Source organism: Bacillus sp. F56 (genome assembly GCF_001748205.1).
Taxonomy (GTDB): domain Bacteria; phylum Bacillota; class Bacilli; order Bacillales; family Bacillaceae; genus Bacillus; species Bacillus stercoris.
Genome location: NZ_BDFC01000006.1, coordinates 475,866 through 498,180 on the forward strand (window position 1 = coordinate 475,866; position 22,315 = coordinate 498,180).

General features: G+C 42.1%; 26 protein-coding genes and 1 pseudogene. 9 read left to right on the plus strand and 18 right to left on the minus strand.

The features are described 5' to 3' along the window. Nucleotides 1-187 precede the first annotated feature (187 nt). Genes BFW96_RS10810 through BFW96_RS10820 form a run of 3 tightly spaced genes read left to right on the plus strand, consistent with a single transcriptional unit; the run spans nt 188 to nt 2,659 of the window. On the plus strand, nt 188-2,047 hold the full coding sequence (locus tag BFW96_RS10810) for a ribonuclease YeeF family protein (RefSeq protein WP_069839411.1): 1,860 nt from the start codon (nt 188-190) through the stop codon (nt 2,045-2,047). An 18-nt stretch (nt 2,048-2,065) separates the two neighbouring features. Next, nucleotides 2,066-2,356, plus strand: coding sequence for a contact-dependent growth inhibition system immunity protein (locus BFW96_RS10815; RefSeq protein ID WP_069839412.1), 291 nt, complete (start codon nt 2,066-2,068; stop codon nt 2,354-2,356). Nucleotides 2,357-2,359: 3 nt separating this feature from the next. Further along, the gene (locus BFW96_RS10820; RefSeq protein WP_069839413.1) at nt 2,360-2,659 is read left to right on the plus strand and encodes a contact-dependent growth inhibition system immunity protein; all 300 of its coding nucleotides are present in this window, start codon (nt 2,360-2,362) and stop codon (nt 2,657-2,659) included. Between the two features lie 38 nt (nt 2,660-2,697). Here the strand turns inward: BFW96_RS10820 and BFW96_RS21080 are convergent. The 6 genes and pseudogenes from BFW96_RS21080 to spoVK form a co-directional block, all read right to left on the minus strand. Continuing rightward, nucleotides 2,698-2,843, minus strand: a pseudogene (locus tag BFW96_RS21080) (peptidoglycan-binding domain-containing protein); the annotation flags it as partial. A gap of 84 nt (nt 2,844-2,927) precedes the next feature. Then, nucleotides 2,928-4,262, minus strand: a complete 1,335-nt coding sequence (gene glnA / locus BFW96_RS10825; RefSeq protein WP_014664076.1) for a type I glutamate--ammonia ligase — start codon at nt 4,260-4,262, stop codon at nt 2,928-2,930. 58 nt (nt 4,263-4,320) lie between these two features. After that, nucleotides 4,321-4,728 carry a transcriptional repressor GlnR gene (gene glnR / locus BFW96_RS10830; protein ID WP_014664075.1) on the minus strand — a complete coding sequence of 136 codons (408 nt, stop codon included), beginning with the start codon at nt 4,726-4,728 and terminating at the stop codon, nt 4,321-4,323. 110 nt (nt 4,729-4,838) lie between these two features. Next, complete coding sequence (locus tag BFW96_RS10835) at nt 4,839-6,104, minus strand: methionine gamma-lyase family protein (protein WP_014664074.1); 1,266 nt, start codon at nt 6,102-6,104, stop codon at nt 4,839-4,841. A 17-nt stretch (nt 6,105-6,121) separates the two neighbouring features. After that, on the minus strand, nt 6,122-7,384 hold the full coding sequence (gene hflX, locus BFW96_RS10840) for a GTPase HflX (RefSeq protein ID WP_069839414.1): 1,263 nt from the start codon (nt 7,382-7,384) through the stop codon (nt 6,122-6,124). 132 nt (nt 7,385-7,516) lie between these two features. After that, entirely contained in the window at nt 7,517-8,485 is a 969-nt protein-coding gene (gene spoVK / locus BFW96_RS10850) for a stage V sporulation protein K (protein WP_069839416.1), read from the minus strand. Nucleotides 8,486-9,135: 650 nt separating this feature from the next. On the opposite strand from spoVK, the gene cwlC reads away from it, so the two are divergent. Next, entirely contained in the window at nt 9,136-9,903 is a 768-nt protein-coding gene (gene cwlC / locus BFW96_RS10855; RefSeq protein WP_069839417.1) for a sporulation-specific N-acetylmuramoyl-L-alanine amidase, read from the plus strand. Nucleotides 9,904-9,966: 63 nt separating this feature from the next. Here cwlC and BFW96_RS10860 read toward each other — a convergent pair whose 3' ends face one another. The 9 genes from BFW96_RS10860 to BFW96_RS10900 form a co-directional block, all read right to left on the minus strand. Further along, the gene (locus BFW96_RS10860) at nt 9,967-10,587 is read right to left on the minus strand and encodes a hypothetical protein (protein WP_069839418.1); all 621 of its coding nucleotides are present in this window, start codon (nt 10,585-10,587) and stop codon (nt 9,967-9,969) included. A 48-nt stretch (nt 10,588-10,635) separates the two neighbouring features. Beyond that, entirely contained in the window at nt 10,636-11,625 is a 990-nt protein-coding gene (gene nrdF, locus BFW96_RS10865) for a class 1b ribonucleoside-diphosphate reductase subunit beta (protein ID WP_014664066.1), read from the minus strand. 17 nt (nt 11,626-11,642) lie between these two features. After that, nucleotides 11,643-13,745: a class 1b ribonucleoside-diphosphate reductase subunit alpha gene (gene nrdE / locus BFW96_RS10870; RefSeq protein WP_014664065.1), complete on the minus strand. Its 2,103-nt coding sequence runs from the start codon at nt 13,743-13,745 to the stop codon at nt 11,643-11,645. Next, nucleotides 13,705-14,097, minus strand: coding sequence for a class Ib ribonucleoside-diphosphate reductase assembly flavoprotein NrdI (gene nrdI, locus BFW96_RS10875; RefSeq protein ID WP_040083097.1), 393 nt, complete (start codon nt 14,095-14,097; stop codon nt 13,705-13,707). Before nrdI ends, nrdE begins: the two co-directional genes overlap by 41 nt. 243 nt (nt 14,098-14,340) lie before the next feature. Further along, a complete protein-coding gene (locus tag BFW96_RS10880) occupies nt 14,341-14,571 on the minus strand; it encodes a hypothetical protein (RefSeq protein WP_003245262.1) in 231 nt (76 codons plus the stop codon). Nucleotides 14,572-14,652: 81 nt separating this feature from the next. Then, nucleotides 14,653-14,925: a YmzC family protein gene (locus tag BFW96_RS10885; RefSeq protein ID WP_040083098.1), complete on the minus strand. Its 273-nt coding sequence runs from the start codon at nt 14,923-14,925 to the stop codon at nt 14,653-14,655. Nucleotides 14,926-15,125: 200 nt separating this feature from the next. Then, complete coding sequence (hfq, locus tag BFW96_RS10890; protein WP_003221097.1) at nt 15,126-15,347, minus strand: RNA chaperone Hfq; 222 nt, start codon at nt 15,345-15,347, stop codon at nt 15,126-15,128. Nucleotides 15,348-15,386: 39 nt separating this feature from the next. Next, entirely contained in the window at nt 15,387-16,331 is a 945-nt protein-coding gene (gene miaA / locus BFW96_RS10895; protein WP_069839419.1) for a tRNA (adenosine(37)-N6)-dimethylallyltransferase MiaA, read from the minus strand. A gap of 99 nt (nt 16,332-16,430) precedes the next feature. Further along, a complete protein-coding gene (locus BFW96_RS10900) occupies nt 16,431-16,844 on the minus strand; it encodes a YmaF family protein (protein WP_083252860.1) in 414 nt (137 codons plus the stop codon). An 89-nt stretch (nt 16,845-16,933) separates the two neighbouring features. On the opposite strand from BFW96_RS10900, the gene BFW96_RS10905 reads away from it, so the two are divergent. From BFW96_RS10905 to ebrB, 3 genes are all read left to right on the plus strand, one after another. Then, nucleotides 16,934-17,215: a hypothetical protein gene (locus BFW96_RS10905; protein ID WP_014664059.1), complete on the plus strand. Its 282-nt coding sequence runs from the start codon at nt 16,934-16,936 to the stop codon at nt 17,213-17,215. Nucleotides 17,216-17,350: 135 nt separating this feature from the next. Next, a complete protein-coding gene (ebrA, locus tag BFW96_RS10910; protein WP_083252861.1) occupies nt 17,351-17,668 on the plus strand; it encodes a multidrug efflux SMR transporter subunit EbrA in 318 nt (105 codons plus the stop codon). A gap of 13 nt (nt 17,669-17,681) precedes the next feature. Continuing rightward, on the plus strand, nt 17,682-18,035 hold the full coding sequence (ebrB, locus tag BFW96_RS10915; protein ID WP_069149626.1) for a multidrug efflux SMR transporter subunit EbrB: 354 nt from the start codon (nt 17,682-17,684) through the stop codon (nt 18,033-18,035). A gap of 13 nt (nt 18,036-18,048) precedes the next feature. On the opposite strand, the gene BFW96_RS10920 is transcribed toward ebrB, so the two are convergent. From BFW96_RS10920 to BFW96_RS10930, 3 genes are all read right to left on the minus strand, one after another. Next, a complete protein-coding gene (locus tag BFW96_RS10920; protein WP_069839421.1) occupies nt 18,049-18,501 on the minus strand; it encodes an OsmC family protein in 453 nt (150 codons plus the stop codon). A gap of 69 nt (nt 18,502-18,570) precedes the next feature. Next, nucleotides 18,571-19,278 (minus strand): poly-gamma-glutamate hydrolase family protein, encoded by a 708-nt coding sequence (locus BFW96_RS10925; RefSeq protein ID WP_014664055.1) that lies wholly within the window; start codon nt 19,276-19,278, stop codon nt 18,571-18,573. Between the two features lie 279 nt (nt 19,279-19,557). Then, nucleotides 19,558-19,791 (minus strand): hypothetical protein, encoded by a 234-nt coding sequence (locus tag BFW96_RS10930; protein ID WP_014664054.1) that lies wholly within the window; start codon nt 19,789-19,791, stop codon nt 19,558-19,560. 222 nt (nt 19,792-20,013) lie between these two features. Here BFW96_RS10930 and aprX point away from each other — a divergent pair, with 222 nt between their 5' ends. Beyond that, a complete protein-coding gene (gene aprX / locus BFW96_RS10935; RefSeq protein ID WP_069839422.1) occupies nt 20,014-21,342 on the plus strand; it encodes a serine protease AprX in 1,329 nt (442 codons plus the stop codon). Nucleotides 21,343-21,452: 110 nt separating this feature from the next. Next, complete coding sequence (locus BFW96_RS10940; RefSeq protein ID WP_083252862.1) at nt 21,453-22,277, plus strand: MBL fold metallo-hydrolase; 825 nt, start codon at nt 21,453-21,455, stop codon at nt 22,275-22,277. Nucleotides 22,278-22,315: the final 38 nt, after the last annotated feature.

The window sequence follows — 22,315 nt, forward strand, 5'->3', positions numbered from 1 at the left end:
TTGTTATGCGATATCCATGCACGGACTGGAACCGCCTGACTGCGTAAACGGTCTTCAATTAATTCAGATAGGTAAAATGACACAGATCAAATTAATCATTTCTCACTTTTGAATCACATCCGTGTCTGTTTCTTCATTTTCCCATGGTAAAATCTTGTTGGAGCTATTCAAACGAAAGGATATGATCATGAAAGTATTTGAAGCCAAATCACTGCTTTCTGAAGCAGATAAACGTGCAAAAGAATACAAGGAATTAAGAAGTCAGATGGTCAATCTAAAAAAGGCTTTTAAAGCTGTAGCTGATTTGGATGACAGTGAGTTTTCCGGCAAAGGCGCCGACAACATTAAAGCATTTTACCAAGATCACGCAGGTGTAGCTGACAATTGGATTGACTTACTTGATATGAAAATTGCTTTCTTGACAAGCATTTCAGGCACTCTAGAGGACGCCAGCTTATCTGATGCATATATAGAAGAATCCTTCTTAGAACACGAACTGGCCAACGCCTACACAAAATCAAAATCTATTATGTCAGAACAAAAGAAAGCCATGAAGGATATCTTAAATGATATTGACGATATACTTCCGCTTGATTTGTTCTCGACAGAAAACTTCAAAGACGAACTCGCCAATGCGGAGGACAAGCGCAAAAAAACAGTCGACAAACTAGGTAGCGTGGACGAAGCACTTGTTACTGAATATGCCCAGTCAGAGCCAAACGAGCAATTCATCAAGAAGGACTTCCAAAAGCTTGAGGAATCCACAGGCAAAGGGAAGAACGCCACACCCATTCACTACAACGCCAAGGCGTACCGTGAAAGTGACATACATAAAAAAAAGGCCGATATTGAAAAACGTACTGAAGCTTATTTGACGATTAAGAAGAAGGAAGAAAAAGAACGAGAAATCAAAGAATTGAAGAAGAAGCTAGCTGATGGAGTGACAGATCCGGATGAATACTTAGAAATTGCCAAGAAGGTCGGCTATGAGAATCTTACCCCTGAACAGCTTGAATTTGTTTCATTTCTTGAACAGCGTAAAGCTTTCATGGATAACGGAAAAGAAGTGTTGCAAATCATAGGTGATGGCGCCAAGGGTGCGATTGTTGGTTTATACGATCTTGCCAAGGATACCGGTAAAGGAGCCATTCAATTCGGATGGAATATCGGTTGGACAATTGACAACTTAAACAAGGATCCTCAAAAAGTGCTTGATACAGTTCTGGAATACGACTATCAAGCTGCCTTTCAAAGTATGGTCGACACATTGAAGGATAATTGGGATACAAAAATGATTCACGGGGATGCATACACACGGCTGCACTATGTTACTTATTTGGGCGGAAGTCTTCTATTATTGAAAGGTGGAAAGTCCTCTGTCTCAACAGGCTCGAAGGATCTTGCTAAAGTTGGGAAAACAGCTAGTGATACAATTAAGAAAGGTGGAAAGTCTGTAAAACAGTTTGTCAAATCTCCTGTTAACCGGTATACTCCTGCATTAGAAGGAATCCTTCAAGATGCTGAGAATACCATTAATGTGAAAAATACTCCGCTGCTAAAAAGTATTGTGGAAGATAAAAAAGAGAGTGTTCTCAGAAGATCTGAAAGTTCTAACAACATGGGTACAGGTAATGTCAAACAAGGTGATAGTACCCCTCTCGCACCTGGCGGTGGATTAGCTGCTCATGAAGCAAAAGGCGGACATCTTATAGAAAGACATGTCGGGAAGACTGATGGCGAATTATTTCAACGTTTAATAAAAGATACAAAAATCTCTGGGTCTTCTTCATTTAAAGATAGAGCTACTGCAGAAAAAGTCGCCAGTTCAGTTCTAAGTGATCCAAAAAACATTACTAAAATAAAAAAATGGCTCTCTAATCCTAACAGTAGACGTACTCTTCCTTTAAGATACAAAGGTGATGGAGAAGTTCTCGGCAGAAGAGTAGAAAAAGGTTCAAATGTTGCTAAGGATGCTACCAATGCTACAATAGTATTGAAAAAGAGTAAAAATGGGGAATTTATTTTAACTGGCTATCCTACAAAATAAAAGGAGTTCTGAATAACAATGTACGAGAATTATGATACTCTGGAAGAATTAAGTGATTTTTTAGAAGGAACATTTCACCAGGACATGGGTTCACCAGAACAAGCTCTGAAAGAATTTATAGCTGAATCAAGTAAAGAATGCTTAGTTTTCACAATAAAATTTTGTGAAGAGTTTTTAAATGAAAACATATCTGATCAAGAGAAAGAAAGTTTTATAAAATCATATACGGAGATTTATTTTCCGGCAATCGATTTAACTCCTTTACAATGGTTGAAAAAAGTAATTATAGAAATAAAAGAGGCTATATAAGCAATGATTGAAATTAAAGTTTCTGATCCTGTATTTAGATTTCTCGGCGGACATTTCCACCAAGATATAGAATCTCCTGAAGATGCTCTTAATGAATATCTAAATGAAGCATCACAAAAGCTAAAAGAAAGAGATTTAATAGTACTAACTGAGTTTTTAAATAGTGATTATTCAGAAGAAGACAAGAATGAATTTATAGAGGGAGCAGCGGATGGTATATACTTTCCTGAAGATGATATAACACCCTTAAAATGGCTTAAGCAAGTCACTGAACAAATTAGAAAACACCTTAAAACAACATAGTTAGAAAAAGAGCCCTCTTTTAAGAAGGGCTTCTTTTATTAATTCAATTTCGCTTCAATTTTCGCTTTAGTCTTAGGTCCATAAATGCAGTCAGGCCACATACTGACTGGAACCGTTTGACTGCATTTGCTGTTTTCAGACCATACACGCCGTCAATGCCGTTATTCCTCGTCCTTTTGTCTGGTGTTACAGGATCTATATTAAATTATTAAATTGTTTAACTAATCAAAAAATCCCCTGACACCAATAGTGCCAAGGGATTGAGAGATTAATACTGAGACATATACTGTTCGCGTTCCCAAGGGTGAACTTGTGTGCGGAACATATCCCATTCGATTTCTTTTGCTTCGATGAAGTGTTCGAATAGGTGCTCGCCCAGCGCTTTGACCATGACTTCGTTTGATTTGAATTCTTCTAGTGCTTCTGCAAGTGTTGCTGGAAGGTCAACGATTCCGTTTTCCATGCGCTCTTCTTTGCTCATCACATAGATGTTGCGGTCGATTGGAGCTGGCGCTTCCAGTTTGTTTTTGATTCCATCTAATCCTGCAGCAAGCAATACGCTAAGTGCAAGGTATGGGTTTGCAGCTGGGTCTACGCTGCGTACTTCAACACGTGTGCTGATGCCGCGGGAAGCCGGGATACGGATAAGCGGGCTTCTGTTTTGCGCGCTCCATGCTACATAACAAGGTGCTTCATAGCCAGGAACAAGACGTTTGTAAGAGTTTACTGTCGGGTTTGTTACTGCTGTAAAGCTTGTTGCGTGCTTCACGATACCTGCAATAAAGTGTTTCGCTGTTTCACTTAGCTGAAGATCTGCGTTTTCGTCAAAGAATGCATTAACACCATTTTTGAAGAGTGATAGATTGCAGTGCATACCTGAACCGTTCACACCGAACAATGGTTTTGGCATAAATGTCGCATGCAGGCCGTGTTTGCGGGCAATTGTTTTAACAACTAGTTTAAATGTTTGGATGTCATCACAAGAGCGGACTGCTCCAGCATATTTAAAGTCGATTTCGTGCTGACCAGGTGCTACTTCGTGGTGAGACGCTTCGATTTCAAAGCCCATCTCTTCAAGCTCAAGCACGATATCGCGGCGGCAGTTTTCTCCTAAGTCAGTTGGAGCTAAGTCGAAATATCCGCCTTTGTCGTTTAGTTCAAGCGTTGGCTCGCCTTTTTCGTCTAATTTGAATAAGAAGAATTCAGGCTCAGGTCCAAGGTTGAAATCGCTGAAGCCGAGGTCTTCCATTTCTTTCAGAATCCGTTTTAAGTTGTTTCGCGGGTCACCTTCGAAAGGTGTGCCATCCGGATTATAAATATCACAGATGAAACGTGCTACTTTACCTTTTTCAGCTGTCCATGGGAAGATAACAAATGTATTTAGATCTGGATACAGGTACATGTCTGACTCTTCGATACGAACGAATCCCTCAATAGAAGAACCGTCAAACATGACTTTATTATCAAGCGCTTTTCCAAGCTGGCTTACAGGAATCTCAACATTCTTGATTGTTCCAAGAATGTCAGTAAATTGAAGACGGATATACTTCACGTTTTCTTCTTTTACTAATGTTTCGATATCTTCTCTAGTGTACTTTGCCATTTGGTAAAATTCCTCCTCTTAAAAGGTAAATGTATATAGCAAAACAGTTGCTAACGGATTAATGAAAGAAGCGGGACATGTCGCCTTGACGGAATGTATTCCCTCTTTGAAAACGGCCGGCTTGCATAAGCTCGTTTTTCAGGAGCTGTCTCAGTTCGTCATCAGACAGATCATGTTTCATTGGTTTTTTCGTCTTCTCATTTTGTTTCTTCTCCGGCTCGGCTTCCGCCTTCGCCAGAATCTGTTTAATTCCTGCCATGTTTACACCTTGTTCTATCAGGTGCTTGATTTCTAACAGTTTATCTACATCATGAAATGAAAATAATCGTCTATTCCCTTCACTTCTGGCTGGAAATATCAGTCCATTTTCCTCATAATATCGAATTTGTCTTGCTGATAACTCCGTTAACTGCATGACAATTCCTATTGGAAATAAAGGCATTGAGCGGCGAATATTATCACTCATCTCAATTTCCTCCTTTTCTTAACTTAGTTTCATTATAGGTGATGTTATATTTTGTGTCAATACGATGTAAGGATTCTTAACATCAAAATCCAAAGAAATTTTAAAAAAATTTAAATTAATTGCTTTTCCATCAATGAGTCTACCGCACTGCATATGGCATTCTTCACATGCGAATAGGTTAATCCTCCCTGAACATACGCTACATACGGCGGGCGAATAGGGCCATCAGCTGATAATTCGATGCTTGCTCCTTGAATAAATGTGCCTGCTGCCATAATGACATCATCCTCGTATCCCGGCATATAGGCCGGATAAGGCGTCACATGGGCATTGATTGGCGATGCAAATTGAATAGCCTGGCAAAAAGCAATCATCTTTTCTCTGTCAGAAAACTCAACGGATTGTATTAAATCCGTTCTTTTCGCATCCCATTTCGGGTTTGAAGTGAAGCCGAGCTTTTCAAGGAATCTCGCTGTAAACACCGCTCCCTTTAGACTTTGAGACACAACGTGAGGGGCCAAAAAGAATCCTTGATACATTTCTTGGAGCGAGTAAAGAGACGCCCCTGCTTCTCTGCCGATGCCAGGTGATGTCATACGGTATGAGCAAGCTTCAATCCATTTCGCTTTTCCAACAAGGTAACCGCCTGTTTTCGCAAGACCGCCGCCGGGATTTTTAATAAGAGATCCAGCCATCAGGTCGGCTCCGACATGGCAAGGCTCAAGCTCTTCCACAAATTCTCCGTAACAGTTGTCCACAAAGACGATCAAGTTTTCATTGATTTCTTTTACAAAACGGATCATTTCTTTTATTTCACTAATTAAGAAAGAAGGGCGATTAGCATACCCTTTTGAGCGCTGAATGCCGATTACTTTGGTTTTCGGATTAATCGCAGCGGCAACTGCATCGTAGTCTATCCTTCCGTCTTCCGTCAGATCAACCGCATTGTAGCCGATTTGAAAATCCTTTAATGATCCAGCGTTTTCTCCGCCTCTGACGCCCACAATTTCCTCTAACGTATCATACGGCTTGCCCGTTATATAAAGGAGCTCGTCCCCCGGTCTGAGGACACCAAACAAAGCAATCGAGATGGCATGTGTGCCTGAAATGATTTGCGGCCTTACAAGCCCCGCTTCTCCGCCAAACACATCCGCATATATGCTTTCAAGCGTGTCTCTTCCGATATCATCGTAGCCGTATCCAGTAGACGGCGTGAAATGCGTGTCGCTTACTTTGTGTTTTCTATAGCTTTGAAGCACTCTCCATTCATTGCGCTCGCTGATTTCTTCTATTTGTTTATGAACCCCGGCAATGTCCGCTTCCACTTCCATTGCCGTTTTTTTGAGTAATTCTCCGTGTGTTAATGTGTCAAACATGTCTTTATATTTCCTTCCTACATATACTTCTTTAATTCACCGATGATACTTTGCTCTTCTTGGACATAGCCCGATATATCATACCGTTCATTTTCTTCATTAAAATAGAAGCGGTCTACCATCGTTTCCGATTTGATTCTGGAAAGGAGCTTCCCTTCACTTGCCGGCACATGTGCTTCAAAAGACGTTAACAGCTCTTTGCGCAAATAGCGCTGAATCGCTTCTTTAAAGGTTTCATCGTCGTCCTCAAATTTCGCACTGACCATAATATGATCCCTTCCGGCGGACGGTATAAAATCAGGCAGTCTTTGATCACGTTTATTGTAAGCCGTGAGCATCGGGATATCGTCTGCTTCAAGTTCCTCAAGCAGACGAAGGACTGTTTTTTCATGTCCCACATAATCCTCATTTGAAGAATCAATTAAATGCAGGATCAAATCTGCTTCTTTTACTTCCTCAAGCGTTGACCGGAATGCAGCAATCAATGTCGTTGGAAGATCCTGAATAAATCCTACTGTATCTGAAAGAAGAACACTGTAGCCGCTTGGCAGGACCATCTTTCTCGTCATCGGGTCCAGCGTGGCAAACAGGAGGTCTTCTTCATAGCTGTCAGCACTCGTCAGGCGGTTGAACCATGTTGATTTCCCCGCGTTTGTATAGCCGACAAGCGCAATTTGAAGCACACCGTTTTTCTTCCTTCTTTCTCGATATCGGCTTCTATGACGAATGACAGTTGAAAGCTGTGTGTTGATTTCATGAATGCGATTTCTGATATGGCGGCGGTCGGTCTCCAATTTCGTTTCTCCGGGACCTCTGGCACCAATTCCTCCGCCTTGCCGGGAGAGGTTGATCCCTTGTCCCGTCAAACGCGGCAGTGCATATTGCAGCTGAGCCAGCTCAATTTGAAGTTTGCCTTCTCTTGTTCTCGCCCGCTTTGCGAAAATATCTAATATCAATTGCGTGCGGTCAATCATCTTCACTTCGATTGCTGTTGCCAATGACTTTAGCTGGCTTGGCGACAGTTCATCATTAAAAATGAGGAGATCAGCTTCAAGCTCTTCCACCAGCGCCTTCAGCTCCTCTACCTTCCCTTTTCCTATATATGTAGCGGCGTCAGCCCTGTTCCGTTTTTGCGTGACGCTGGTCAATACTTTTCCGTCTGCTGTTTTTGTCAGAGAGGCTAGCTCTTCCATAGAATTTTCAAAATGCTCATCCGTGATATGCGGCAGCTGACATCCGACTAAAATGGCTTTCTCCTGAATCGTTTCTTGTTCGTTCAAATGGATGTTCCTTTCTTTTGCATATTGGGCAGTAGTATTATCATACCAAACCCTGCATGTGTATACCACAAATCGATTGCTTTGAAAAGCAGAAATACAATCAAAAAACAGACCTCTCAAAAACTGAGAGGTCTATACAGATCCAGATGCTTCTTCTTTAATGGAAAGATCTTGGCTTTTGATTGTCATCAAGTCGCTTTTTAAGTATTGGTCTCCCATTAAAAGCCTCATGGCTTGTGCTCTGATCGATTTTTCGATCACATTTCTGACAAAACGTCCATTGCTGAATTTAATGGGACTTGTCGTGCTTTTCACTGTCATTAAGTAATCTTTCAATTTCCATTCCGCTTCTTGACTGAGCTGGTATTCCCTTTCATCAATCATTCGTTTCGCAATCTCCATGAGCTGGGTCACAGAATAATCCGGAAAATCAATGGAGATGGGAAATCTTGATTGGAGACCCGGGTTTAGCGAGAGAAAATGATCCATTTCCCGAGAATATCCGGCGAGTATCAAAATAAACTCATGCTGTTTGTCTTCCATATGTTTTACAAGTGTGTCGATCGCTTCTTTCCCAAAGTCCTTTTCGCCGCCTCTTGCCAGCGAATAGGCTTCGTCTATAAACAAAATGCCGCCTAATGACTTTTTGATTAAATCTCTCGTCTTTTGGGCGGTGTGTCCAATATATTCCCCGACCAGATCAGCTCGCTCCGCTTCGATTAAGTGGCCTTTTGACAGGACATTCATTTCAAAGAACAGCTTGCCGATCAGCCGTGCAACCGTCGTTTTTCCCGTTCCCGGATTTCCTTTAAACATCATGTGCAGTGCTTGTTTTCCCACCTTCAAGCCTTGCTCCGCGCGTTTTTGGTTCACAAAAATCCAGGCGTATATTTCCTTGATGTTGCGTTTCATTTCCTCCATCCCAACTAATGCGCTCATCTCTTTTTCAATTTCCTTCAAAATGCCGTGCTTTGCTTCGTTTTTTTGCAATGCAGCCTGATACTCCGCCTCTGCCTCAGCATTCGTCAGCACCTGCTTTTGCCCGTTCAGAATAATGTTGATCTGTCCGTTGTTTTTATAAGTCACAGCGCGCTCCAACATCTTCACCTCTCTGTTCTCTCTATATGATATTCAAGCGGATGCCGATTGTGACAAACGCCTATCATGTGTCGAATCAGTTGCTTTTTTCGGGAACGATAAGGAATCCTGCGCTTTCCCGAGAAATACTTTATTTCTTATTGTATTCACGAACATTGGGTGGACAAACCATGAGATTTTGTTTTTAATCATTTTATTAGAGTAATATCTACTTTTCTCCCTTCACGTTAGAAACATTGTTAATCCTTTTTTCATTCAAACGAGCTGTTTTTTGTGCAAAGCGTATCATCCGCCCGAAGATCCCTGCGAAGGTGTTTTCTTTTTCTTCTAGTGATATCTTTCATGACCCATCCCTTCCTTTTTTCAAAATGAACGGCGCTCTCATATCTAAATGCATGCTTTTAAAATGAAAGCACAGCTTAAAATCAGCAGGAATCAGTGCAGATAGAATCGAACCCATAATACTCACTAACATCTGACATATGCACATATTTCATTTCAGACCGTATCAGTTGTCGCTTCATGTTGAATTTTGCGCTTTCCCGAGAAATAATTTCCGGATGTTGAAGGGGTATTTCCTCATTTTTCAGATAAATGATAATCGTACAAGCAGAAGCCGTGTTTTTTCATATCCTGTAATGAGGTGATGAAGAATGGTTAAAATTTTTATTGATCCTGGCCATGGCGGGTCTGATCCTGGCGCAACAGGAAATGGCCTTCAAGAAAAAACGTTAACTCTGCAAATCGCTTTTGCCTTACGTACGATATTGACTAATGAATATGAAGGTATTTCTTTGCTGCTGAGCCGGACAAGCGACCAATATGTCAGCTTAAATGACCGCACATCTGCCGCAAATAACTGGGGAGCAGATTTCTTTTTATCCATTCACGTTAATTCCGGTGGAGGCACAGGTTTTGAAAGCTACATTTATCCAGGTGTAGGTGCCCCAACGACGTCTTATCAATCGACAATTCACTCTGAAGTGATACAATCAGTCGACTTTGCCGATCGCGGCAAAAAAACAGCCAACTTCCACGTCCTAAGGGAGTCGGCCATGCCTGCCCTATTGACCGAAAACGGCTTCCTTGATACCGTTGCCGATGCAAACAAACTGAAAACAAGCAGCTTTATTCAAAGCTTAGCAAGAGGGCATGCAAACGGGCTGGAGCAAGCCTTTAACCTTAAAAAGACTTCCAGCACAGGGTTATATAAGGTTCAAATCGGTGCATTTAAAGTAAAAGCGAATGCGGACTCGCTGGCAAGGAGCGCCGAAGCTAAAGGGTTTGACTCGATTGTCCTTTTAAAGGATGGATTATACAAAGTGCAGATTGGCGCATTTTCATCCAAAGACAATGCGGACACTCTCGCTGCCAGAGCGAGAAATACCGGCTTTGACGCTATCGTGATTCTGGAATCATAGTCGAGACGGGGACGAGCGTCTCATAAAAAAACCCGGCTCCTCATCACGAGAAACCGGGTTTTTTTATTCAAGAATATCAACAACAAACTGTGACCATGTTTCCAGACGGTTATAGATATCACTCTGTTTTAATTCAGAAACTTTCATCCATTTACCCGCAATTTGTTCTCTCTCTTTCACTTCCACTTGTGCGCCTGGCTTTAATTGAAGCGCAGAAAGAATACCGATATGCACTTTACCGACACTGTTTTCATCATCATTGATCAATCCCAGTGTGACAATCGCCTGTTTATCTTCTTCATTTATTTGCAGTTCTTCCTCAAGCTCACGGTCTGTGTTCAGCTTTAAGACTTCAGCAAATGAAGCTGCCTCTTCGATCGCGTTCATATGGCCGCCAAAGCCGAGAGAAAGTTTGTTGTGCAGGCGTGATTCACCGCCGCCAGCCAGCCGCTCGTAAAGGAAGACTTCATCTTCGCGCTTGATAACGACATAAGGTATCGGCTGCTTGAAACGCGGATCTTCTTCCGCGTCTCCCCTTCTCATTTCACGATAGGCAGCTTCAATCTGAGCCATGATTTCTGCTACTCTGCTATCTTCACTGTACACGCCCTGGAAGGTTAAGCTTTCTTTCTTAAACACATCATCACGCGGGGCGACTAAAATCATTTCGTCCATTTTTCCCATGGGTACTGCGTCCTCCTCATTTAACCTTCAAGCCGAAAAGAGCAGATATTATATCTGCTCTTTTTCATCTTCAAAATAAAAGTCATCATCTTTGAGCGGCTCAACTGTCGCTTTTTTATAACCGTTCCCCTTCATGGAGAAGAAGTCATGCGATTTAGTTTTTGTATTTAATCCGTTTAAAACGATCGGATTAATGTCTTCCTCTTCGAAGTATGGATCAAATCCAAGGTTCATGAGCGCTTTATTTGCATTATAGCGGATGAATTTCTTTACATCGTGTGAGAGTCCGACTTGATCGTACAAGTCCTCTGTATACTCAAGCTCATTTTCATATAACTCATTCAGAAGGTCGATCGCAAATTCACGAAGCTCTGCTTTTTTCTCTTCTGTCTGTTTATTATAAATTTCCTGAGCAAGGAGACCGACATACACACCGTGAATCGCTTCATCACGAAGAATCAGGTTAATGATCTCACCGCTTTGCATCAGTTTTCCTTGTCCGTAGAAATATAACGGATAATAGAAACCGCTGTAGAAAAGGAAGCTTTCCAGATAGACGGAAGCAACCATCGCTTTGAACAGTGAAATTTCATCATCTTTTTGAATGGCTTTGTAAAGCCCGACAATCATTTGCGCTTTTTTCTGCAAATATTTATTTTGTTTAACCCATTCGAATACTTCGTTGATCGTTTCAGTCGGTGCAAGGGTCATGAAGATATTAGAGTACGATTTCGCATGGACAGCGTTCTCCATCATCGCCATAAAGTTCAGCACAGCTTTCCGCTGATGGCCGTCTACGTGTTCAGCCACGATCGGCATCCCCGTATTCCCTTGCTCTGTATCAAGAAGCGTAAGTCCGGCAAGTACCTTCATATAAGTGTCCTGCTCATTTTTTCCGAGGTACTTCCATGTGAGGAGATCGCCGTTTAAAGCAATCTCTTCCGGAAGCCAGAACTGTTTTACGTTTTGGTTATAGAACATTTGGGTAAAATCGTCTTCATGCTTTGACCAGTTTGCTGCGTCATAAATTTTTGTCACTATAAACTCTCCTTTAATCAAACAACACAAGAAAGGCAGCTGTCTTGCCCAGTATCTTTCGTTCTTGCATAGTAAATGGTTTTAATTCCTCTATGATGTGCATACAGATCGATTCGGTTTAAATCACGGGTCGTCATTGTGTCTTTTAAGAACAATGTGAAGCTGATGCCCTGATCAATGTGCTGTTGGATAGTCGCGATCATATCTACAACCTTGAACATGTCCATATCGTAGGCTTCTTTATAGAAGAACCAGTTATTAGATGCAAGCCCAGGCATTGGGTAATACGTTTTTGAGTTGCCGTATGTTCTTTCTTCAATTCGTTCCATAATCGGCATAACAGACGCCGTACTTGATTGCACGTATGAGATAGAGCCTGTCGGCGCAATGCATAATCTGTAGCTGTGATACATACCGTGTTCAGCGACAAATGCTTTTAGCTGTTTCCAGTCCTCTGTTGTCGGGATATGCATACCTTCAAACAGATTGGCGATTTTTTCGTATTTCGGTGAGAAATCAGCGGAAACGTATTTATCGAAGTATTCACCCGTCGCATAGGTTGAGCCTTCATATTGATCAAACGTTTCGCCTTTCTCTTTTGCGATTTCCGCAGAACGCTGGATGGAGTAGAAGTTCACCATCATAAAGAACGTGTTTGCAAAGTCACGCGCTTCCGGGCTTTCATACGCAATGCCGTTTTGCGCAAGGTAACCGTGAAGGTTCATAGCGCCGAGACCAATTGATTTCATCGCTTTGTTTGCACGTCTTACAGCAGGCGCATTACGGATGTCAGTCGTTTCAGACACATGTGTTAAAGAGTCTGTCGCAAGCTTGACTGTTTTTTCGATAGATTTATGCTCCATAACGTTGAGAATGTTAAGTGAGCCCAGGTTGCAGGAAATATCCAAACCGATTTCATCTTCTACATCATAGTCTGTGTATGAAGACACTTGAGATGCCTGCAGCACTTCAGAGCAAAGGTTAGAAAATTTCACCTTGGAAATATGGTTATTCGCATGCACTTTGTTCACGTTATCTTGGAACATGATGTATGGATAGCCTGATTCAGAACGAAGCATCGCCAGTTTTTCAAGCAGTTTCCGCGGATTAATTTTTTCCTTTTTGACCCGAGGGTTGTCGACAAATTTGTCGTACATTTCGTTCATGTCCATCTCATCCATGTGCTGGCCGTATTCTTTATAAATCGTGTGCGGATAGAATACATAAGCCGCTTTGTCCTCACGTGCAAGCTCAACGAACTTATCCGGAATGACAACACCGATAGAAAGCGTTTTGACACGCACATCTTCATCCGCAGAAATCTTTTTCGTATCAAGAAAATCATTGATATCGCGGTGGAAAATGTTTAAGTACGCCGCGCCGGATCCTTGTCTTTGCCCCATTTGGTCAGCGTAACGGAACGCGTTATCAAGAAGCTTCATGACGCCTACAACGCCTTTTGTCGCATTTTCAACATCTTTAATGGCTTCACCTTTCGCACGGAGCTTGGACAGGTTAAGAGAAACCCCGCCGCCCAGTTTAGAAAGCTGCATGGAGATATCGATCGCTCTTGAGATATCGTTTAAGGAATCATTGACTTCCAGCAAGAAGCAGCTGACAAGTTCTCCGCGGCGTTTTCTGCCGGCATTCAAAAATGTCGGTGTGCTCGGTTGATATTCCTGATTGATCATCAGGTTCACATATTCTTTTGCTTTCTCAGTGTCGCCGTTGGCGAAGAACAGCGCAACAATTGAGATCCGGTCCTCATAACGCTCGAGGATTTTTTTCTTGTCATTCGTTTTCAAAGCATAGTCATTATAGAATTTAAACGCACTCATGAAGGAAGGAAAACGAAACTTCTTAGCGTAAGCTGTCTTAAACACTTCTTTAATGTCTTCAAAAGAATAAAGGCTTAAGAATTCCTCTTCGTAGTATTGGTTTTCAATCAAATAATCCAGCTTCTCTTTTAAATCGTGAAAGAAAACTGTGTTTTGATTGATATAGTCTACAAAATAGCTATGTACAGCCTCTTTATCCTTATCAAACTGGAATTTTCCATCTTTTTGGATCATGATTTCGTTATTTAACTGGATCCATTTTGGCACTTGATTTTGTGACAACTCTTTCTACCTCCTGAGTAAACAATTCAACGTCTTTAGATGTGCCGCTGAGTTCAAATTTGTGCAAGATCGGCACCTGATATTGTCTAGAAATGGTATCGGCGCTTTTTGCAAAGTTATCGCCCCATACTTTATTGCCGCTCGCAGCGACTCCTAATAAGAGATGGGCGTATTTTTCGAGAAATGATTGTGTTGATGCCGGTACCTGACCGAAGTTTGTCGTGTAGGTGACCAAAACAAACGGAGTGTCCACGTGGTCTATTTCGTCCACCTTGCGTATCTGCTGAAAGCCTATTTTATTCACAAACCGCTGAACATTCCCTGTTTTCGAATCAAATATGATTTGTACCACGTTTTATCACGACCTATCAAAAAATATGAATCTCTCATCACTAACACTATATATAGTATACTACCCTCTAGCAAAAACACAATATATAGATTTGTTTTTATGAAAAATTCATATTTTGATCAAATCAGGCAAATGGACAGACTCATTAGGGCCCAAAAAAGAGAGCAGAACGAGAATCATCTCTCGTCCTACTCGGGGTGTCGTTTTTTAGCCGATGTTTATCATAACATGAAAAAAAACTGCTTAGTAGTCTAGATTTTTTTTTCTTAAGCTATCACAGCATTTTTCGCTCTCTACTGTTTCTTCTATTTCAACATCCGCGCCGATCTCTTCTAAAACCGCCTTCAAAGCAGTGATAATTGACGCTTCTCTGATTAATTCTTTTCCGTTCACAATGATACTTGTTCCGTATTCATAGCAAGAATCATCTTCGCAAATTTCTTCCCAATGATTCACGATCACTTTATGCTTCATTTTTTCACCCTCTGTTTGATCTGTGTCTGTATTTAGTTTAGCGGCTGGCATCCGCTTTGTAAATTCGAATGCTTGTGAATTTTATTCAAGCTCATCATCCGCGTACTCTTTCTTCAGCTTTACCTCATTGCGGGACTCATTATACTCATAAATTTTGATATAGCCGTCCTCCATCACGCCAAAATGATTATGTTCAAGCGGAAATGAGGTTGGCTGAGGCGTTTCATAGTCTGAATTGCCGCTGTCTGTTTCAATGATGGTATCTTGACTCCCGCACGCCCCGAACAGTAAAAAAACAGCAATCCACACAAGGGCGATCCTGATTCGTCTCAGTTCTGCTTCACTTTCAAACAAGGTCGCGTCACTCCCTAAGTTCATATTTATACATAATATACCATTTTTTCTTTAGTATGTTGTTCTCATAAAAAAAGACCGTGCCTTGGCATGGTCAGCTTACACAAAAAAGTTTGGATCAAAAGTGGATTTACATGTTAAAAATGGCTGCCGAGAATCCCCCGGCAGCCTCCTTATGTCTTGACATGGCATTTTTTGATCTATTCGAGTTCAAGCTGGACGTTTTTTTGCGGCGCAAACGTAGAGATCGCATGTTTATATATAAGCTGCTGCTTACCTTCCGATTCCAGCAAAACGGTAAAGTTATCAAAGCCTTTCACCTGGCCCCGCAACTGAAAGCCGTTCAGCAAAAAAACAGTGACATACGTATTTTCTTTCCGGATTTGATTCAAAAACTGATCCTGAATATTAATCGGTTTCATGTTTCGTCCTCCTTGATTCTCTATATCATACAGTTTCGATTAAAGTTCGAGTTTTCCTGCTATATGTGTGAAAATTTCCTTTTTTTTCAGCTCCATATCAACTGGCGGTGTCATATCGAACCATGTAACTTGCATTTTATTGCGAAACCACGTCAGCTGGCGTTTCGCATACCGTCTTGAATTCTGCTTTAGTTGTTCAACAGCATCGGAAAGTGTCACAAAACCGTCAAAATATGCATAAAGCTCTTTATAGCCTATCGCCTGTATCGATTGACAGTCTCTCACGTTCTTGTCGTACAAGTGTTTCACTTCCGGAAGCAGACCTGCCTCCATCATCATATCGACCCGCCGGTTAATTCTTTCGTAAAGCGTGTCTCTATCCATTGTCAGCCCGATTAACACTGCATTGTACAGAAGTTCTCGTTTTTGTTCCTTCAAATGCTGCGACATCGTTTTTCCGGATGTATGTAAAATTTCCAGCGCGCGAATGACTCTTCTTGTATTATTGGGATGAATCGCAGCTGCCGCCTCGGGATCTGCTGCAGCAAGTTTGGCATGAAGAAAGTCAGCGCCTTCCCGTTCAGCAGCGATTTGCATGCTCTCTCGAAACGCAGGATCATTTGCCTCTTCCGTAAATGTATAATCGTATAGCACAGATTGTATATATAGCCCTGTACCGCCGACAATCATCGGAAGCTTTCCTCTATTTGCAATCTCGCTGATTTTATTTCTTACTAAGCTTTGATAATCGGCGGTAGAGAAGGAGTCTTGGGGTTCTAAAATGTCAATCAGATGATGAGGAACTCCCTCCATCTCCTGTTCGGTAATTTTAGCTGTTCCAATATCCATCCCTTTATAAATCTGCATTGAATCTCCGCTGATAATTTCCGCGTTTAAGGATTTGGCTAGCTGAATACTTAAATTGGTTTTCCCCACTGCCGTCGGTCCGACTAAAATGACAACGGGCTGCTTCGTATTATTCAATATGTATCACTCTCTTTTATAAATCTCCTCCCATTATAGCATTCAACATGGACAACCACCTATCCATTTTGCCCTTTTTTTGCATCGGTAAACATCCTTCTACCAGCCGAGCGGCTCATTGCCGACAATTTCCCTTGTCTGTCCTTTCAGGGTATGACGGTGCGTTTTTCTTTCGTCATCTCCAGGAGCATAAACAACCCCTCCGTACTGGATCTCAACCGGCTTGTTATAGGCCAGATACGTCGTTTCTTCGATTTCATGATAATGTGTGCCATCTGATAAAGGAATCGCCGGCCCTGAGATTCCGTAATACCGATGAAAATGGCCGTTTTCAAATGAAGTGATCCCTGTATAGTAATGTGTATGCTGATCGGTATTTGATCCGTTTGCGGGCTGAGTAAACCCTTCAATCAGATGATAATGGCCCTGTTCCCTCGATGTTTTGACATGATAAGCATGTGCGTGGGGCGGTGCTTTCGACCAGTCAGACTGATACAGGCCCAATGTGTTCACATCCTCTTTTTTCCTTAATTCGCCCAATCAAATCCGGGCAGGCTGAATACACTGCATCATCTACACTTTATTACAGGAGGAAAGAAAACATGAACGAGTTAGAGAATTTCAGTCCTGAAGATACAAGAATATTTGGAAGACCTTTTGGATTCGGGAGACCATTTGGATTTGGAAGACCTTTCGGATTCGGTTACGGGTTTGGAAGACCCGGATTTGGCTATGGATTTGGGTTTGGCCGGCCATTCGGATTTTTTGGAGGCCCGTTTATCGGCGGCCTTGCAGGCGGGCTTATAGGAAGCGCTTTATTTAATCCTTATTTGTATGGCGGATACCCCTATTATCCGTATGCCCCGTTCCCTTATTATTATTAATCGCAAAAGACCCCTTAAAAAGGGGTCTTTTTAAGTGTGTAAAAATGAATCTCTTGACTCATACATAGGCTTACACTAATATTTTTCTAGCTGAAGCTCTTTTCTAATCTAAAAATATAGTGAGGAGAATTTAAGATGTTAATAGGATATATATTCCTCACGATTGCCATATGTTCGGAATCGATAGGGGCAGCCATGCTGAAAGTATCTGATGGCTTCAAAAAGTGGAAGCCGAGTGCCTTGGTCGTCATTGGCTATTCCCTCGCCTTTTATATGCTGTCACTGACGTTAAACCATATTCCCCTAAGCCTCTCCTATGCGACTTGGAGCGGGGCGGGAACGGTGCTGACGACAGTAATCGGAGTGAAATGGTTCAAGGAAGAACTGAATGCGAAAGGGCTTTTCGGGATTCTTTTATTAATATCAGGGGTCATATTACTTAACTGGCAGTAAAGGAGTGAGGATGATGAAAGGATTGCTTTATTTGGCTCTCGCCATTTTATCTGAAGTGTTTGGAAGCACGATGCTGAAGCTTTCAGAAGGATTTACACAGGCCTGGCCCATTGCCGGAGTCGTAGTCGGATTTCTTTCCGCTTTTACTTTTCTAAGCTTTTCTTTAAAAACAATTGACTTATCAAGCGCGTACGCAACATGGTCGGGCGTTGGTACCGCGCTTACAGCCATTGTCGGTTTTTTGCTTTTTGGCGAAACCATCAGTTTAAAGGGAATATTCGGTCTCACGCTCGTCATTGCGGGCGTGGTTGTGCTAAATCAGTCGAAAGCCCACGCTGAAGATAAAAAACAGACGGTCTGTGAGTAACCGTCTGTTTTCATTATTCTCCCCCCGCTTTTACAGAGGCTTTAAGCTGCAGCTCGACATTCCCTTGAATCGCACGCGAAATCATGCATGACGACTCCGCTTTTTCACAAAGCTTGTGTGCCAACGCGATGTCGTCTTGTGAAGCATCATGTTTAAGCACAACAGAGGGACGGTGAATAATCTTTTTGTATGTAAAGACTCCTTTCGTGACGTCGACAATACCTTCTGACTCCATCTGCAAGTCTTCTTTTTCCAGCCCGCTTCTATCCATCATCGCTGCAAGTGTAATAATGTAACAGGTCGCTGCCGCACCGAGAAGCATTTCATCAGGGTTGGTCCCTTCTCCCGGTCCATCCATTTCTTTAGGGATGGAAATCGATGTGATCAGGTTACCGCTTTCGATCGTACCCACATCATTGCGTTTACCCGGCCAGTTCGCTTTTAAATAAAAATGATGATCTGCCATTGTTTTGCCTCCTTGTTCATCCTATTTCAGTCTACTGATCTTCTCGTATTTTGTCTTCTGATCTGCTTGTTACGAATACTCTTTTTCCAGGACACCTTTGATCGCACTGACATAAGCATAAAATTCACTGTTCTTTGTGTATTTTCTATTTTTATAATAAAAATCATCAAAAAATGCTTCTCTCTGCTCGCGGCTGATTTCCAGCTGTATACTTAGCCCCGTTTCTCCTTGGTTGTTAATGTTTTCGGCATTCAATCCAGCGAGACCGCTTTTAGACGACGCTAATTCAGCGGAAAACCCTCTCCGCTCAAGAGCTCTCACAATCATTTTTGCCCGCTTTCGATCCGTTCCCCCTACAAGGGTATTCTTGTTCTCCCCTTTATATCCGTGAAAAGCCACCACATATTGATGCTCCTTGATTTTCTTTTTAGCTAATGGCTCATCAAAATTGGTGCTTGTAATATGCAGCGTTTGGTTATCGTGGGACTTCAGCCCTTCAAACAGGTATGTAGAGTATTCATGATTGAAATACCGAACAAGCTCACTTACTCCGCCTTCAATTCTACCGCCATGCGGAGACATAATTAAGACTTTGCTTCCTTTTTTCTCATTATATGAAATATCGTAATCGGCTGGACTCTCATTCTCTGCCAAGCTGCTGAAATTTGAATATGTATCTGGCTGATTTGATGGTTCAGGTTCTAATGAGTAATGAACATATCTCAAGAACAAGACAATGGCTAAGACTAATATGACATTTAGTAAAAATCTTCTCATGTTTAACTCCTTTCATAAGAATGGCACGGTTCATTATATGAGGTTTAGCCAATAGGTTTTATCTTACCATTGTATACACGATATCATCAGTGAAAAAGTTCCCGGTTTCAAAAAATCAATTGATTGTCACGGTTATTAGCGGTTCATTTCAAATAAGAGTGAAAAAAGGTTGAGAGGAAAGCCAAAAAAGGTAGGAACAACCTCACTTGGCAAATAAATGTATATAGGTTTAAGGAGGGTTTTCGTAACAGGCTGTCCGTTTGCTTAGACGGACGCCTGTTACTGGCCTGCAAAATAAAGATTTTTCTTATTTGTTCTCACAAAGTCACAGGAGAGGATAGAGTCCAATAAAAATGTTCTGATCTGTTGTTTCGAAAAACAAAATGCTTTGATTTTCGTTTTGCTTTTCTGCCTTACAATAATCGTTCTTTTACTAATTGTTCCGTCTTTCTTCATATATATAATGCTGATTGGCATTTGGCTTTCCAAAGATCGATGTAAGTAGAAATTCATACAGCCGCTCTCCCCTTCCAGTTTGATATGACCACATTATAATACGAACAAATGTTCCTTTTCAATCCCCAATGATTTCCTCAACCTCTCATCCATCGTATCTAATACGAAAGATTCATAAAAACAAACTCTTATCCGCCTCTTATAAAGGACAAACAAACTTACCAAACCTATCATCTGTTCATAGAGTATACAGAGAACCTTATAATAGGAGGAAAATACATGTTTGGGTACTCTATGGTACAAATGGTGAGAGCAAATGCTCATAAGCTAGATTGGCCGTTACGGGAAACCGTATTGCAGCTTTACAAGCCCTTCAAATGGACTCCTTGCTTCTTGCATAATTTTTTCGAAACCAAATTGAAAAACAGAAAAAGAATGTCAGTCATTATTGAATTTGAGGAAGGCTGTCACGAGACCGGCATTCAAATGGCTGGGGAGGTACTGCAAAAAGAAAAACGGAGTAAGCTAAAAACCCGCTTCAACAAAATCAACTGCTGCAGTGCGGAGGTTACCCCCTCAGCATTACATTCTCTTCTTTCTGAATGCAGCAATATCCGTAAAGTGTATTTAAACCGCGAAGTCAAAGCACTTTTAGACACGGCAACTGAAGCAAGCCATGCGAGGGAAGTCGTCCGAAACGGGAAAACCCTGACAGGAAAAGGCGTTACTGTCGCTGTTGTCGATACAGGAATCTACCCGCATCCTGATTTAGAAGGCAGAATTATCGGGTTCGCGGACATGGTCAATCAAAAAACAGAGCCATACGATGATAATGGTCATGGCACACATTGTGCAGGTGATGTCGCAAGCAGCGGCGCATCCTCTTCCGGAAAATACCGCGGACCCGCACCGGAAGCCAATCTCATCGGCGTAAAGGTATTAAACAAGCAGGGTTCAGGAACGTTAGCAGATATTATAGAGGGTGTTGAGTGGTGTATTCAATACAATGAGGACAACCCTGATGAACCGATTGATATTATGAGTATGTCGCTCGGGGGCGATGCCCTTAGATATGATAATGAACAGGAAGATCCGTTAGTCAGAGCGGTTGAAGAAGCGTGGAACGCAGGGATTGTCGTCTGTGTCGCTGCCGGAAACTCAGGCCCTGATTCGCAGACCATTGCAAGCCCGGGCGTGAGCGAAAAGGTGATTACAGTAGGTGCGCTTGACGATAACGATACTGCAAGCAGCGATGATGATACGGTCGCTTCCTTCTCAAGCCGCGGTCCGACAGTATACGGGAAAGAAAAGCCCGATATTTTAGCGCCGGGTGTTAATATTATTTCCCTTCGCTCTCCGAATTCCTATATTGATAAGCTTCAAAAGTCAAGCCGTGTAGGATCTCAGTACTTCACAATGTCAGGAACCTCGATGGCAACACCAATTTGCGCAGGAATCGCAGCTTTAATTCTCCAGCAAAACCCGGATCTTTCACCCGATGAAGTGAAAGAGCTTTTGAAAAACGGCACGGACAAATGGAAAGATGAAGATCCGAATGTGTACGGAGCGGGCGCTGTCAACGCGGAAAATTCCGTTCCCGGCCAATAAACAGCATCAAAAATCCGGCAATTTTCTCTCAGCAGAACTGCCGGATTTTTGTTTGAATATTCATAACCATAAGGTAAAATAATGGAAAATGGATGAAGGAAGTGAAGAAAGTGCCATATTATATCTGCAACACATGCGGTGTGCAGCATGCACAGACTGTAGATCCGCCCAACTCGTGTCTGATTTGCGAGGATGAGAGACAGTATATTCATCCTGATGGACAAACTTGGACAACTCTTGAAGACATGCGTGAGAAAGAAAACCTTCAAAACATTCTCAAAAAGGAAGAAGACCATCTTTACAGCATCAAAACTGAACCAGAGTTTGCGATTGGACAAACAGCCCATCTGATCCAGCATAAGGGCTTTAATGTGCTGTGGGATTGCATTTCATATCTTGACCAAAGGACAATTGACCAAATCAACGAATTAGGCGGTATTCAAGCCATCGCTTTGTCTCATCCACATTATTACTCTACTCAGGTTGAGTGGGCTGAAGCATTTCAGGCCCCGATCTATATCCATGAAGATGACAAAAAATGGGTGACAAGACCAAGCAATCACATTCACTTCTGGTCAGGGGAAACGCTCAGCATGAAGCCGGGGCTGGACCTTTACCGACTGGGCGGACATTTTAAAGGCGGTGCTGTTCTTCATTGGAGCAACGGCAATAAAGGGAAAGGATGTCTATTGACTGGAGATATCATTACGGTTACGGCGGATCAAAACTGGGTCAGCTTTATGTACAGCTACCCAAATCTCATTCCCCTTCCCGCATCCAAAGTTGAAGAAATAGCAGCCAAAGTGAAACCGCTTCAATTCAACCGGCTTTACAATGCTTTTTCTAAAGTGGTCAAAGAAAATGCCGGCGAAGCTGTCCAGCGTTCTGCCATACATTATATCAAGGCTTTGAACTGCGAATTGTTTCATACATAAGGGGTGAGGCGGCTCTTTTCCGTGTAAAAGATGCAGCA

What these genes read in the sequence shown, in the direction of transcription:
- aprX (WP_069839422.1), top strand. Translation starts at nt 20,014, where the DNA reads ATGTTTGGGTACTCTATGGTACAAATGGTGAGAGCAAATGCTCATAAG.
- BFW96_RS10815 (WP_069839412.1), top strand. Translation starts at nt 2,066, where the DNA reads ATGTACGAGAATTATGATACTCTGGAAGAATTAAGTGATTTTTTAGAA.
- hfq (WP_003221097.1), bottom strand. Translation starts at nt 15,347, where the DNA reads ATGAAACCGATTAATATTCAGGATCAGTTTTTGAATCAAATCCGGAAA.
- BFW96_RS10880 (WP_003245262.1), bottom strand. Translation starts at nt 14,571, where the DNA reads ATGAAGCATAAAGTGATCGTGAATCATTGGGAAGAAATTTGCGAAGAT.
- glnA (WP_014664076.1), bottom strand. Translation starts at nt 4,262, where the DNA reads ATGGCAAAGTACACTAGAGAAGATATCGAAACATTAGTAAAAGAAGAA.
- ebrB (WP_069149626.1), top strand. Translation starts at nt 17,682, where the DNA reads ATGAAAGGATTGCTTTATTTGGCTCTCGCCATTTTATCTGAAGTGTTT.
- BFW96_RS10860 (WP_069839418.1), bottom strand. Translation starts at nt 10,587, where the DNA reads ATGGGAAAAATGGACGAAATGATTTTAGTCGCCCCGCGTGATGATGTG.
- BFW96_RS10820 (WP_069839413.1), top strand. Translation starts at nt 2,360, where the DNA reads ATGATTGAAATTAAAGTTTCTGATCCTGTATTTAGATTTCTCGGCGGA.
- ebrA (WP_083252861.1), top strand. Translation starts at nt 17,351, where the DNA reads ATGTTAATAGGATATATATTCCTCACGATTGCCATATGTTCGGAATCG.
- spoVK (WP_069839416.1), bottom strand. Translation starts at nt 8,485, where the DNA reads ATGTTGGAGCGCGCTGTGACTTATAAAAACAACGGACAGATCAACATT.
- BFW96_RS10925 (WP_014664055.1), bottom strand. Translation starts at nt 19,278, where the DNA reads ATGAGAAGATTTTTACTAAATGTCATATTAGTCTTAGCCATTGTCTTG.
- cwlC (WP_069839417.1), top strand. Translation starts at nt 9,136, where the DNA reads ATGGTTAAAATTTTTATTGATCCTGGCCATGGCGGGTCTGATCCTGGC.
- BFW96_RS10930 (WP_014664054.1), bottom strand. Translation starts at nt 19,791, where the DNA reads ATGAATTTCTACTTACATCGATCTTTGGAAAGCCAAATGCCAATCAGC.
- BFW96_RS10905 (WP_014664059.1), top strand. Translation starts at nt 16,934, where the DNA reads ATGAACGAGTTAGAGAATTTCAGTCCTGAAGATACAAGAATATTTGGA.
- BFW96_RS10920 (WP_069839421.1), bottom strand. Translation starts at nt 18,501, where the DNA reads ATGGCAGATCATCATTTTTATTTAAAAGCGAACTGGCCGGGTAAACGC.
- BFW96_RS10835 (WP_014664074.1), bottom strand. Translation starts at nt 6,104, where the DNA reads ATGTTTGACACATTAACACACGGAGAATTACTCAAAAAAACGGCAATG.
- BFW96_RS10810 (WP_069839411.1), top strand. Translation starts at nt 188, where the DNA reads ATGAAAGTATTTGAAGCCAAATCACTGCTTTCTGAAGCAGATAAACGT.
- glnR (WP_014664075.1), bottom strand. Translation starts at nt 4,728, where the DNA reads ATGAGTGATAATATTCGCCGCTCAATGCCTTTATTTCCAATAGGAATT.